Source organism: Mesorhizobium sp. M0276, assembly GCF_040321755.1.
Classification (GTDB): domain Bacteria; phylum Pseudomonadota; class Alphaproteobacteria; order Rhizobiales; family Rhizobiaceae; genus Mesorhizobium.
Genome location: NZ_JAMYSC010000008.1, coordinates 74096 through 87135, shown reverse-complemented (window position 1 = coordinate 87135; position 13040 = coordinate 74096). Strand labels below are relative to the sequence as shown.

The window sequence follows — 13040 nt, the reverse complement described above, 5'->3', positions numbered from 1 at the left end:
ACTTGCTCTCGCTTGGCGAGCGTCTCGGCTGGAGGTGCTTGGCCAGTCCATAATCCGGCCACGCCACACTGGCTAGAAGGCGATCTTCAATCCGAACTTGGCGCCGATGGTGGAACTGTCTGAAGACGCCTTGCCACGGACTTCGCCGTTGACGGTGGTCGAGTCCGACACTTTCAGATTGAAGCCGGTCGACAGCGCGGTGGAAAAATCCGCATCGTCGAAGTTGATTTCCCTGGTGTCGATTTCGGTGGTGTTCTTGTAGCCGAAACGCTGCTGCAATTCGCCCCGCGCATAGGGGCTGAACACCATGCCGTTGCTCAGCGTGTAATCGCCATAGATGCCGGGCTCGAGCTTGATCGCGCCAAAAGAAAGCTGGCTCTTGCCGAACTCGTTGCCGCCGCTGTCTGTATAGGGATCGCCGCGGAATGAAACGCCAAGCAGGCCGCCGCGCAGGTCGAAACGGGTGCGCTCGCCCAGCTTGAAGATGTGGCCGACCGATGCCGTAACCGCATAGCCCTTGGTATCATAGCTGCCGGTGGTGCCGAGCACGCCGTTCGTCACGTCGCTTCCGCCGATGAAGCCGGAGGCGGAGACCAACGCGTAGTCGACGCTTTTGCGAAACAACACGTAGCCGCCGAACAGGCCGGCCTTGTTGGTACCTTCGCCTATGGCATCAAATCCCCGGAACGCGCCGAGGCTGACGTCGGTCGAGGCGTAGCCGGCGAAAACGCCGATGTTCAGGCCATACTCATTGTCGAACTGGAAGTGTTTGGCGGCATTGAAATCAAGACTGATGGCGGCCGAAAAATCATCGGCATCGAAGCTCGGGCCGGGTCCATTCAAGCCGCCGCCGCTGATGTTGTAGCCGTCATGCTCGGTATGGGCGAACTGGCCGGAGGCAAAGACTCCGAAGCTCTCCGAAACCGGCACCATTCCAGATCCGGATGCGGGCGAAAGGTGGAGGTCAGCATCGAGCGCGTCGCGGTTTATGCCGTAGAGAGCGTCGATTGCCACCGTGACCGCGCCGGCGTTGGTGGCGCTGGTGGGCGCCGCCGCAATGCCGAAATTGGCCGGCGTGGCACGCAGGAACAAGCCGCCATTCGGGCCGGCTACGACCTGATAGGTGAAAAGCGAGCCCGGCGTGCCGGGAACACCTGCGACGCTGAACGTCCCGGTGACCGGACCGTTCGTCGAAACAATGAGCGGGATATCGGTCGCCTGGGTGAATTGCGGCGTGCCGAGCAGGTTGACGATGATTGTATTGACGCCGGTGGCCGAGAACGCGCCGGCGACCAGTTGATCCGACTGCACCGTCTGCTGGTTGATGTCGAGCCCGATGCGGGCGCCGTTGAGGGTAAGGCCGCCGAGCGTCAACACGTCGTTGGCGACACCATTGCGCATGTCGATCAGCGAACTCGTGGTCGCGATGATTGAACCCGGCATGGTGACGTTGCCGTTGATGAACAGCGTCGAGCCGTTGCCGAGGTTGAGCTGGTTGATGCCTTGCGTGCCGCCGCTGAAACGCAGTGTGGAAGCGTCGGCCGAGAAATTGTCGAAGCCCGTAAAGTTCTGGCTCTTGCCGCCGGCCGCGAGGTCGGTGCCGGTGACGGTGCCATTGGCATTTGTTCCACTAAACAGCACGCCATTGATCAGATTGAGCGGATCGACCGTGCCGATACCGTCGATGACGAGCGTGTCGGGCCCGAGGCCAGTGATGTTACCGCCGATCGTGCCGCCTGACAGATGAACATGCTCGGCTTCGATGCCGCCAGTAATGGTGCCGCCGGTGACCGAGACGTTGTCGAAGCCGGCGCCGCCGCTGACGCCGCCTTCCCCGAAAACAGATCCGTTGACCGTGCCGCCGCTCATGTCGAATGTATTGACCCCGGTACCGAGATCGACCTGGGTCGGCACGGCGGCTGTGCCAATGGTGCCGCCCGAGATGCTGATATGGTCATCACCGTCATTGCCGGAAACCGGCCCGGCGATCGTTCCGCCGCTGATGGCAATCGTATCGTTGCCTAGGTCACCGATGATTTCATCGGTGAGAATGCCGCCGGATACGAAAATCCGGTCGTTGCCGTCATTGCCTTCGATGAAACCATTTATCGTGCCGCTGCGGAAGTCGATCGTGTCATTGCCGGCGCCGCCGCTCACGGCGCCGCCGAGTGTGCCGCCGGTCATCGAGAAGCTGTCGTCGCCATCCTCCAGGCCGACAGAATCGGTGTCGTTCCCACTCTCGCCAAGGTCGATGCCGATACTGGCGCTGCCTGAGACCGTGACGTTGTCGTTCTGGCTGCCGGCGAAAATCGAACCGTCGATCCTACCGCCGCTCACGTCATAGGTGTTGCCGCCACCTTCGCCGAATACCGAACCGGTTATGTGACCTGCGGTCATGTTGAAAATATCGGCGCCGTCGGCGAGATCGACGCGGCCCGGCGTCGTGGTTGTCCCGATGGTTCCGCCGTTGATGTTGACGGTGTCGTTGCCATCGTTGCCGAATATATTGCCGCCGATGGTGGCGTTGCCGCCGACCGTTATGGTGTCGTTTCCGAAAGCACCATCGACATCGAGTTCGACCGCGGCATCGTCGCCTATGCTGACCTTGTCATCGCCGGCCTCGGCATCGACTGCAGCAACGTTGCCTCCCGCAATGGTGATGGTATCGCTGCCGTCGCCCCCGTAGATGACGCCGACGGTTGGCGCGCTGTAAAAAACGCCCTCCTCGGTCTCGAGGATACCGACCGTTATCTCGTCGTCCCCAACGCCGCCGGTCACATCACCGACCTGCGTGGCGCCGCCGGATATCGCGGCCCTGTCGGTGCCGTCTCCAAGGTTGATGTCCTGAATGCTGCCGGCCTGGATGACGACGGTGTCATCGCCCGCCCCGGTATCGAGATTGGCCCTGACGTTGGGGGCGAACGGCTCGCCCAAGTAATCCCCATAGAACATCTCGAATTGGTCTTTGCCGCCAAGGAGCTCGATCGTCCCATCCGCCGGCTGCAAGGAGGTCGACCCATCCGTGGGCAGCCCGCCTACACTGGGCGTTGTCGACGCGTCGTCGGTCAGCTCGCCGCCAAAAATCCTTAGGATGTCGTCGCCGTTGCCATCGTAATCATTGATCTTGATCTCCGACGAGTTCTGGAACCCATTAAACCGGGTGGTGAATACGCCATCGATGTCCTGAAAATCCCCGACCGTCCTGCACTCCACCGTAACCGATGTCGTCTGGAACGGATCGCCGTCGCCGTTTGCAGTGGCGGAGCACGCCGCTGCGCCAGATATTTGGAAGGTGGACGCTGCCGCCAACGCAAGCAACGAAACACCCGCCAATTGATAGGCCTCGCGCGGCACGCTCATTCGACCCCACTTTACGAGAAATCGATACCGTCACAAAAAACTAAAATAGGCCCCACCCATGGGATTGGGGCTCGTTGACCTGCCTCGCCGAGAGTGTACGCGGCGTGTTGCTCTACGGCAATGGTTCGGCGTTCGCCGTTGGGCGACTATCAGGCCAGCTGTGGCGACAAGGTCACTATCGAAAAGCTCGAAGCGAACTATTGACCCCAGTGTATCACCGTTCAAAGGGCACATTTAGAGATCAGAATAGGCTGCCGAAACGGTCAGGTCTCCGGCATGAGCAATCTTGCGGTCGTAGCTTGCCCAGATTTCGCCGCCACACTGTTCCGCCCAGCGGTGACAGAAAGAAAAATCGTCAGGCAAATCCAGTTCCGGCGTCACGATCTTAGTAAACGGCGTCAGGAAATTCTGGAACTGAGCGGTGTACTTGTTCCTACGGTAACGAGACCGGTTCACCGTCTCGGGCAATTTCTCGATCATCGCCGTCACGCAGTCGCGGGAGACCAGAAAGATACCCGTGCCGCATGACGATACCCGGACAAAGCCCCCTATCTCTTGCCGGGGTTCGACGACGGTTCCGATGAAGTCCAGGCTTTGTGCGAACGCCTTGTCGAAGGGCAATGTCGACAGTGAGTGGAGTTTTCGCAGATCGACCAGGCGCCGGGGATACAACGTGCCGACCACCGGCTTGTCCAGCGCCAGCATCGCGGCGATCAGATCAGGCGAAAAGCCCATGTCGCTGTCGATCATCAGGATGTGACTGCAATCCGGCTTGTTGTAGTAGAAGTTCGTCAGCAGATAGTTCCGGGAAAACGGGATATCCGTGTACTCGATTTCCGACAGCGTGAAAGCGTAGCTGGACAGGCTGTTGTGGGTCAGGGCCGCGAAGAGGCTGCGAACGAACACGCTTTTGTAGGCTGCTCCATAAACCGGAGGGCGAGGTTGATCTTGATCGGCATCGTGTCCTCCACAGTCCAGTGACTGCATACAAATCCCCTTTTTCCTATCTTTGACATGACACTTGGTATAAAAATCTGCTGGCCGTTGGCGGCACGGAGTCCAGACGCTCAGGCAGGATTGCGTTTGCGTCTGGTGCGTTCGAAGGCTGCCGGAATAGGATTGACGCAGGCTGGAACGAGCATGCCGATATGACCCATCGCCACGGATTCTTCTTACGCATCCTTCTGCTCATGCTTTTCGTGATCCTGAGCACGGTCGGCGTTCGCGCCGCGGTCGAGCAGAACGCCTCGCCACAGCCGCGCAACCGGCTGGCGATCGTCATCGGCAACACGAACTACCAGAGCAAGCGTCTCGAGCACCTCGCCAATGCGGTGAACGACGCGACGAAACTGTCCGACAGCCTGAAGCGGCTGAATTTCGAGGTTCTGACCGGAACCGATCTCACCGCCGATGGATTCGCCAAGCTTTTCCGCGACGCCGAGGCCAAGCTGCCCGAAAGCAGCGCCGTGCTGATCTTCTACGCTGGTCACGGCATGCAAGTGCAAGGCGAAAACTACCTGCTGCCGATCGATACGCCCGATCCGGAAAACCTGGACAAGTTGACGGCGCACGCCGTCAAGCTGAACGATGTGATCGCCCAATTCGCCAGCCGCGACCGTCAGACCTTCATCTTCCTTGATGCCTGCCGCAACAATCCGCTGGGCACCGGCGCCAACATCTCCAACGGTCTAGCGCAGGTCGAGGTCGGCGAAAACACGTTTGTCGCCTTCGCGACCCAGCCCGGCAACGTCACCGTCGACGGTACCGGCGAAAACAGCCCGTTCACCACTGCGCTTCTGAAAAATGTCGAAATCCCCGGCTTGAGCATTTCGGACATGATGATCCGCGTCCGCAACGAGACCGAGGCGCTCACCGTCGGCCGCCAGGTTCCATGGGACCAGTCGAACCTGCGTGAACAATTTTATTTCACCGAACAGCAGATGCTCGATCCGGCGCAGTTGAGCGCCAGCCTGTCGCGCATACTGTCCGATCCCGACGCCAAGAAGAAGCTGCAGATCGAGCTCGCCTCCAACGACCTGCAGACCGCCGTGCTCATCGTCGGGCAGACGTTGCGGTCGGTCGAGATTCCTGCACCGTCAGGCGGTTCAGCGGGGCCGGTCGGCACTCAGGTCGCCAATCTGTCTCCAACTGACAGCGTTGCAGTCGCTCGCCAGAGCGTCGTCTCCGGTCTCGAAACCCTGATTGTCGGCGCATCGGCGGGCGAAGCACAAAAGGACAAGGCAGGCGATCTTGCGCGCAGCATTCAGACGGAACTTCGCCGCCTGGGCTGCTATCGCATGCAGGTTGATGGCGATTGGGGCACGGGCTCCATCCGCGCCCTCACCGACTATTACAAAAATACCAATCAGGTCGCATCGACGACCGAGCCGACCGTCGGACTGCTCGGCGATCTCTTTTTGCGTTCCGGCAGAATCTGCAAGCAGCCGGTCATCGTCAAGGCCAAGCCGGCCAAAGTCGCGTCGGATAACGGCCTTTCGCAAACCGGTCCCAGCCGCAAGGCTGCGAAACGCGCGCAGGCCGCCCCGCAACGCCCCGCAGCCCCCCCTCCAGACATTAGTGGGGGCATAGGCATTGGTGGCGTGTTTTAGGATGTGGGCGGTCAGGCGCGCTTCCTTTCCGCCCTTGTTCTGGGAATGCCGCGGCTCGGGGCCGCCACCCTCCTTGAGCGCAGCGGTTATGACGCAAAGGCATCGGAGCATTTGAAGGGCCGCTATTGGGAGCGGATCAAAACCGGAGGAGCGCGACCGTATCTTCTTTGATCATTGCCTGATGAACAGGCCCGTGTAGGTCTGGCCGGCGAGCGTATAGGTTCCGGCCAGAGTTCCGTCGGGCATCATCATAAAACTGACGTCCGCGCCATTCGGGAGGCGCCCAAGCTTCAACGTAGTCCCTACAATTTTTCCTGCGCCTGCGGCCTCTCCCGGATTGTTATCGCCCAGAATTCCCCACGCATAGGTGACCGTGACCTTTCCATTCGAAGAAACAGATTGAACAGCCAGTTTACCTTCATATGTACCTTCCAATCGTCCGGCCCAATTGCCCGAAAAAGCAGCGTACTTTGTTGGAACGCCCTTTGCGGGAGGAGTGATTGTCACGGATTGATCCATAATCGCCGAGCCAGGAGGAACAGAGGCAGGATCCAAGGCGGGTTGGGATGGAATGGTAGCAGGATCCAACACAGGTTCAACAACGGCGGATTGTGGCGGTTCTGGAGCCGATTGGCACGCGGCTAGGACAAGTGCCGCGAAGGCCAGTATAAGGTTCCGCATCAATCTCTCCACATCGTTCTCCGACGGACGTATCCGAAAAGCCCGCTGATCGGCAGAAGGTCCTATTCCCCAGGCCGGATGTCGGAGACACCTGTTATGCCGAACAGTGGCCCTAATAGATAACCGCGTGTCAACGGTGTGGCGACATTGCGCGGCCGGACCTTAGGTGGCTTTTTGGCATGCCCGCGGTCGAGCGCGAGGCGCACTGCGCTTGATCTGGTGTTTGGTATCTGGCTCAGAAACTGCTTGGTCCGGGCATGTTGGGGATTGCCGAAGAAGCTGTGTTGACTGCCTTCCTCGAAAATCTGACCGGCGTCCATGAAGATCACGCGGTCGGCCACAGCACGCGTAAAGCCCAGATTTTCTGGCTGCCTTCTCTGTCGTCAGCAGTTCTCAAAATCCGGCTCTTGAAAATCGAAAATTGCTGCGGCGATGTCTGTGACAATCTGGCCGTCCCGCCGCAGCTTCGTTTGACCAGACACACGTTGAAACCGTGGACCTTCGAATAGCGCGTAGAGATCCTCGGCCATTCACTCTTCAATTCGCGTAGCGCCAGTCAGGTGGGCCTTGGTTGGAACTGCTTCGCATCGCGACCGTTACCTTTGCTCAGGAAAACCAGATCGAGCAAGTTACTCACCACCTGACTGCGAGGGAGTTAGATGATGATCCTTGCGATCGGTGCAGCCGGCAGATTCGGCGGCTATGTCGTTCCGGCGCTCGCAAAGCGCGGCGCGAGAATACGCGGTTTCGTCCACAAGCCCGGGGATGCCGATCGCGCGCGAAGCCACGGCGCAGCCGAGGTCGCGATCGGCGATCTCCATGACCAGGAGAAACTCGACGCGGCGCTTAATGGCGTGCACTCTGTATTCTATATCGCCCCCGCCTTCATGCCGGACGAAGCCGACCTAGGAATGCGTTTGGTTGACGCTGCAGTTCGTGCTCGCGTACGCCGCTTCGTGTTCTCAGCCGTGATCCATCCGGTCCTGTCGGCTCTCAGCAATCACACCGCCAAGGCGCCGGTAGAAGACGCCATCCTCAATTCGGGCATGGAATATACATTCCTCCATCCAGCCCGGTTTTATCAGAATTACGCAGCCTTCTGGCCCACGGTAATGAAGCAGCGTTTATTGGCTGAGCCGTGGTCGGCAGACACCCGTTTCTCTCTCGTCGACTATCGCGACGTTGCCGAAAGTGCAGCGATCGCATTGACGGATGATCGACTGCTTTACGGTACATTCGAGCTCTGTGCTCCCGGTTATTGGGATCGCAAGCGCGTGGTCGCGCTCATGAGCGAAGTGCTGGGGCGCGAGATCAAGGAGCGGCGCGACGTTGATGTCCTCAGCGAAGTCCCGCAGGCCGAGAGAAGGATGTTCGAGCACTACGACCAACATGATCTGCTCGGAAACCCGCTGACGCTGCGGGCGATCCTCGATAACGAGCCACGTACACTCAGGGCCTACCTCGAGGAGCTAGCGGACCACTCTGATGACCGACACATTCTAGCCGAACCAAAGAACTGAAAATAAAAACGAGAGGTCCCAGGCCGCTCGAGGCCGCTCTGCGCCCTGGACTGGCAAATTTCTCCAAAGTTCGGCCAAGCTCCCCCACATCGACGCTGACGAGAAGGGTCCGATAGACTGTGAAATGAAAATTTCAGCTGGCTAGGGCTTGCGTTTCGAAACACGGCAGCCAGTTTTGAAGGAGGAGATGATAATGACCAAAGTTCGCGCCCTTGTCCTTGAACGCCAGCACGAGCTTAAGCTGCGTGACATAGATCTGCCCCAGACCGTCGGCCAGGGCCAGGTCCGGATCAAGATCCACACCGTCGGGGTTTGCGGCTCGGACGTCCACTACTATACCCACGGCCGCATTGGCCCGTTTGTCGTCGAAGCACCGATGGTTCTGGGGCATGAAGCCGCCGGGACGATTGTCGAAATTGGCGAAGGCGTCGAGCACCTGGAGATCGGCGACCGCGTTTGCATGGAGCCGGGCATCCCCGACCCGAATTCGCGGGCGAGCCGGCTTGGCCTCTATAACATAGATCCTGCCGTAAGGTTCTGGGCAACGCCTCCTGTCCATGGGGTGCTGACGGCCCATGTCGTTCATCCCGCCAACTACACCTTCAAGATACCCGACAGTATCAGCTTCGGCGAAGGCGCGATGGTGGAGCCTTTCGCCGTGGGGATGCAGGCGGCGACAAAAGCGAAAATCAGCCCAGGCGATACAGCTGTTGTGCTTGGCGCCGGACCAATTGGCACTATGGTCGCGATCGCTGCCCTTGCCGGGGGATGTTCCCGGGCAATTATCGCCGATTTTGCGCAACCCAAGCTCGAAATCGCCGCCGGTTATCAGGGGGTGATCCCGGTCAATCTTCGAGAAGAGGACCTGATGAGGGAGGTCAAGCACTTGACCAACGGCTGGGGCGCCGACGTCGTGTTCGAATGCTCCGGCTCGCCCAAGGCGTGGGAGACGCTTCTTGACCTGCCGCGGCCCGGCGGCGCTGTGGTGGTCGTCGGCCTGCCGGTGGCGCCGGTCCCATTCGACATCGCGACCGCTTCGACCAAGGAAGTCCGTATCGAGACTGTGTTCCGCTATGCCCATCAGTATGAGCGGGCGATTGCTCTTATGGCGTCGGGACGGGTCGACTTAAAGCCACTCATTTCGGCGACCTTTGCCTTCGAGGACTCTATCGCGGCCATACACCCTGGGGTCGCAGGCCCGGCGGCCGACCGTAAACGTAAGATAACCCTGCCAGATTAATGCGAGTCTGGCTGCTCTCAAGTCTTGACTCCTCGCGCGGTCGTACACGCTTTGGCGGCGGAGACGGGTGATGCTCCCGCGGGCGCCGCTCAAAGCCGTCTTGACAAATCGACGGCCGTCCCACACGCTAGCTTAACAAAAGGCACAACAAACTTACAAAAGTTCAAGTTGGTACGATCTGGCCGGTAGGGAGAAGGCCGATGCATCTCTGTCACCCAGCGGAGATTTGCGCGTGAGCACGGCGACTTTCACCCGAGAGAGGTCCGGGTGGGCCCTGCCCCGGTTCATGACGGCCGAGCATCCGTTTCCCTGGCTGGCACCGATCACGGTGATGCTGCTCGTTTTCGGCATCTATCCTCTCGCTTATTCGGTCTGGCTGTCCTTTCACAAACGCAATGTCGTATCGCGGCAGCTTGATTTTGCCGGATTCCACCAGTGGGCACGCGCATTTTCGGATACGCGCATGTGGGATGCGTTGGAAACGACACTGATCTATACGTTCATCGCGCTTGCGGTTCAGCTTGCACTCGGCATCCTCATCGCCCTCCTGCTTGATACCGATCGCAAGGGGTACGGGATCCTGCGGGCGCTGATGACACTGCCGCTGGTCGTGCCGCCTGCGGTTACCGGAATGATGTTCCTGCTGATGCAGGACGGCTCTTTCGGTGTCCTGTCGTTCTATCTCTATGCCCTCAACTTGATCTCGCCGGCACAGCCGATCTTGACCCAGCCGGTAACCGCATTGCTGGCGATCCTGCTGGCGGACATATGGCAATGGACGCCGTTCATGGTGCTCATCATACTGGCGGGCCTGCGGGCGCTGCCGAAGGAGCCTTTCGAAGCCGCGGCGATCGATGGCGCCAGTGGGATCCAGACATTCTTGCGACTTACACTGCCGATGCTGCGCAAGGTGATTGCGGTCGCGGTGCTGATCCGCGGCGTCGATCTTTTTCGAATCTACGACTACGTCTACATCATCAGTGCCGGCGGGCCGGGCACGGCTACCGAGACGCTCTCGTTCTACGCAGGCCGGATCTATTTCACGGGAGATTTTCCCTACGCCGCGACCTTGTCGCTGATCGTGCTCGTCGTCCTCATCGGAGTGTCGAACCTCTTCGTCAGGCTTTTCAAGGTAAGGTTCTGATGGAGCCCTCCCGCGCCCGGATGATCGCACGTGACCTGCTCGCCGTGTTGGTGGTTGCGATCTTCATGTTCCCGATCGCGTGGTGGGCGCTGTCCTCCATCAAACCCTATTCGGCGATCTTCGACCGCAGTGGACCGGTCTACATCGGCTTCAAACCGACGCCGGACAATTACCGCGTGACGCTGCTCGGCGTGTCGCGAGTCGATATCGGCATGGAACAGGGGGGCGAGGCGGCCGGAGTAATAAAGGGAGGCGCCAGTTCTTACGATTCCCGCCAGTCGCTGCTCGCCAGCGCGATCATAGCGGTCGGGTCGACGGCACTGACACTGGTCCTGGCGACGCTGGCTGCCTATTGCCTGTCGCGAATGCAGTTCAGCGGGCAGCAGTCGTTCCTGTTCTGGATCCTCTCGCAGCGCTTTATGCCGCCTATCGCGATCGTCATACCGATCGTTTTCATGTTCCGGGATCTCGGCCTGCGCGATACTTATACTGGGCTCATCCTCGTCCACAGCTTGATCAATCTGCCGCTGGCGGTTTTGCTTTTGAAGTCGTTCTTCGACGATGTTCCACGCGAGGTTGACGAGGCGGCACTGATTGACGGTGCGACGCGCTGGCAGACGTTCGGACGCGTAGTCCTTCCTATGGTGAAGGGCGGCGTCGCCGCGACCGCCGTACTATGTTTCATCTTTTCATGGACCGAGTTCCTGCTGTCGCTGTTCCTGACAACGTCGATCCGCACTGTCCCGGTGAAGATCTCGACGTTTGTGACTTCGACGGCCACCGAATGGGGCTACATCACAGCACTCGGCACGTCTGCGATCATCCCGAGCTTCATCTTTATCCTGCTGGTTCAACGGCATCTGGTCCGCGGCCTCACCCTTGGATCTCTCAAGGAGTAAGGCCGGACGAGAAGAACGACGACAAACGCAACGGAGGAACGATCATGAGCTTCAGAGACCACGACAAGAAGACATTCGTCGCCGATACCTGCAACGACTTTACAGCGCGTCGAATAACCAAACGCGACTTCATGAGGAAGATGGCGCTGGCGGGCATTGGCTTTTCCGCCTTCGGATCGGCTATGCTGGGTGGCGGTCGCCCCAATCGAGGGATGCTGGGCTTCGGGGTCGAGGAGGCCCGGGCCCAGGACACGGACATGCTGAAGTGGCTGGCCGATGTCGGTAAGCCATATGCCGGCACGAAAATTCGCTACACCTCGGAAGCAACGCCGCCCACGATCGTCGCTAACCAACTTGTCGCGGGTGAATTCACGAAAGCAACCGGCATTGAGGTCGAGGTCGAGATCGTGCCGCTAGAGCAGGTTCTCGCCAAGGCCACGCAGGACGTGCAAGGCCAGCTGGGCACCTATGATGTCTACTATCTTGACCAGTCCTGGATGGCGACATTTGCACAGGATGTCATCGATCCGCGCGAGTATTACGACCAGAACAAAGCGCTGGCGATGCCCAATTTCGACTGGGACGATTTCTCCAAGCCGCTGGTCGACGGTATCGCCATGTACAATGGCAAACAGTGCGGAATTCCCTTCGATATTCCGATCTTTATCCTGATGTATCGCAAAGACCTTTTCGACAAGCATAATATCGCCTTGCCGACAGACCTCGACGCCTATCTCAAGGCCGTGCAGGCGCTGACTGAGGCGGAAAAGGGCAATGGCATCTTTGGCACCGCATGCCAGGCGAAGTCCGGCCATTATTCGCTCGAATGCGACTGGACCTTCGCACTTTGGGGTCATGGCGGTTCGATTTTCAACAAGGATAAGAAGTTCGTCGGCAACGATGAGCGCGGCATAGCCGGGCTGAAATTCTACCAGGAACTGGTCAAGAACTCGCCACCGTCGGCAACGACATGGACCTGGGATGGACAGGGGCAGGCCCTGACACAGGGGCAGGCCGCCATGGCAATCACCTGGGGCGAGGATTTCCCCGGTTTCGATGCCAACGATTCCAAGGTCAAAGGCCTGTTCGAGGCCTTGCCTGCGCCCAAGGAGGTTCCCGGCCGCCGCGCCACCGCGGATTGCGGCTTCAACGAAATCCCGGCCGTCGGTCATCAGGGCGGCTCGACGATTTCCCTGTCGCAATATTCCAAGAACAAGGAAGCGGCTTGGTTGTTTATGCAGTGGGTCTGCTCGAAGGACGTGATGGCGCGGGTCTCGACGCTTGGCGGCGGCGCCTCGCCGATGCGCAATTCCTCCTTCACGGATCCTCGGGTCAAGGCGAAGGCCGTGGTTGGACCAGGAACAACACGCCATTTCGAGGCGATCAAATACACAATCGACAATCAGATGGGATCTGAGCCGGACATGCCCATCTGGGCGGATCTGTCGAACAATGACATCCCGGTCGAACTCGGCAAGCTGCTGACTGGTCAGGACTATGGTGGGGACGCCAAGGCATGCCTCGATGCCATCGCCCACATTGTCGACGGTAAGGTCAAGGACGCGGGGCTTTAATGGCGTAATTGGG

Annotated in this window: 9 protein-coding genes and 1 pseudogene; 6 read left to right on the top strand and 4 right to left on the bottom strand. The window is 59.4% G+C overall.

Annotation, left to right across the window (positions count from 1 at the left end):
- Positions 1–72 precede the first annotated feature (72 nt).
- The gene (locus NKJ01_RS08670; protein WP_352727464.1) at positions 73–3360 is read right to left on the bottom strand and encodes an autotransporter; all 3288 of its coding nucleotides are present in this window, start codon (positions 3358–3360) and stop codon (positions 73–75) included.
- 234 nt (positions 3361–3594) lie between these two features.
- On the bottom strand, positions 3595–4347 hold the full coding sequence (locus NKJ01_RS08665; RefSeq protein WP_352727462.1) for a hypothetical protein: 753 nt from the start codon (positions 4345–4347) through the stop codon (positions 3595–3597).
- 161 nt (positions 4348–4508) lie between these two features.
- Between NKJ01_RS08665 and NKJ01_RS08660 the strand changes: the two genes are divergently transcribed.
- Positions 4509–5969, top strand: coding sequence for a caspase family protein (locus NKJ01_RS08660; RefSeq protein WP_352727460.1), 1461 nt, complete (start codon positions 4509–4511; stop codon positions 5967–5969).
- Between the two features lie 171 nt (positions 5970–6140).
- Here the strand turns inward: NKJ01_RS08660 and NKJ01_RS08655 are convergent, their stop codons facing one another.
- Entirely contained in the window at positions 6141–6650 is a 510-nt protein-coding gene (locus NKJ01_RS08655; protein ID WP_084025363.1) for a hypothetical protein, read from the bottom strand.
- A 227-nt stretch (positions 6651–6877) separates the two neighbouring features.
- Positions 6878–7009: pseudogene (gene glnQ / locus NKJ01_RS08650) on the bottom strand (glutamine ABC transporter ATP-binding protein GlnQ); the annotation flags it as partial.
- Positions 7010–7312: 303 nt separating this feature from the next.
- On the opposite strand from glnQ, the gene NKJ01_RS08645 reads away from it, so the two are divergent.
- From NKJ01_RS08645 to NKJ01_RS08625, 5 genes are all read left to right on the top strand, one after another.
- Complete coding sequence (locus tag NKJ01_RS08645) at positions 7313–8170, top strand: NmrA family NAD(P)-binding protein (RefSeq protein WP_352600909.1); 858 nt, start codon at positions 7313–7315, stop codon at positions 8168–8170.
- Positions 8171–8363: 193 nt separating this feature from the next.
- Complete coding sequence (locus NKJ01_RS08640; protein ID WP_352727513.1) at positions 8364–9410, top strand: NAD(P)-dependent alcohol dehydrogenase; 1047 nt, start codon at positions 8364–8366, stop codon at positions 9408–9410.
- 232 nt (positions 9411–9642) lie between these two features.
- Positions 9643–10554 carry a carbohydrate ABC transporter permease gene (locus NKJ01_RS08635; protein WP_245266570.1) on the top strand — a complete coding sequence of 304 codons (912 nt, stop codon included), beginning with the start codon at positions 9643–9645 and terminating at the stop codon, positions 10552–10554.
- Between the two features lie 20 nt (positions 10555–10574).
- Positions 10575–11453 carry a carbohydrate ABC transporter permease gene (locus NKJ01_RS08630; RefSeq protein WP_032907345.1) on the top strand — a complete coding sequence of 293 codons (879 nt, stop codon included), beginning with the start codon at positions 10575–10577 and terminating at the stop codon, positions 11451–11453.
- Between the two features lie 44 nt (positions 11454–11497).
- Positions 11498–13027, top strand: coding sequence for an ABC transporter substrate-binding protein (locus NKJ01_RS08625; protein WP_023758887.1), 1530 nt, complete (start codon positions 11498–11500; stop codon positions 13025–13027).
- Positions 13028–13040: the final 13 nt, after the last annotated feature.

Excerpts from the sequence above, each read along its gene's own strand:
- NKJ01_RS08665 (WP_352727462.1), bottom strand. The coding sequence starts at position 4,347 with ATGCAGTCACTGGACTGTGGAGGACACGATGCCGATCAAGATCAACCT.
- NKJ01_RS08640 (WP_352727513.1), top strand. The coding sequence starts at position 8,364 with ATGACCAAAGTTCGCGCCCTTGTCCTTGAACGCCAGCACGAGCTTAAG.
- NKJ01_RS08655 (WP_084025363.1), bottom strand. The coding sequence starts at position 6,650 with ATGCGGAACCTTATACTGGCCTTCGCGGCACTTGTCCTAGCCGCGTGC.
- NKJ01_RS08660 (WP_352727460.1), top strand. The coding sequence starts at position 4,509 with ATGACCCATCGCCACGGATTCTTCTTACGCATCCTTCTGCTCATGCTT.
- NKJ01_RS08645 (WP_352600909.1), top strand. The coding sequence starts at position 7,313 with ATGATCCTTGCGATCGGTGCAGCCGGCAGATTCGGCGGCTATGTCGTT.
- NKJ01_RS08630 (WP_032907345.1), top strand. The coding sequence starts at position 10,575 with ATGATCGCACGTGACCTGCTCGCCGTGTTGGTGGTTGCGATCTTCATG.
- NKJ01_RS08670 (WP_352727464.1), bottom strand. The coding sequence starts at position 3,360 with ATGAGCGTGCCGCGCGAGGCCTATCAATTGGCGGGTGTTTCGTTGCTT.
- NKJ01_RS08625 (WP_023758887.1), top strand. The coding sequence starts at position 11,498 with ATGAGCTTCAGAGACCACGACAAGAAGACATTCGTCGCCGATACCTGC.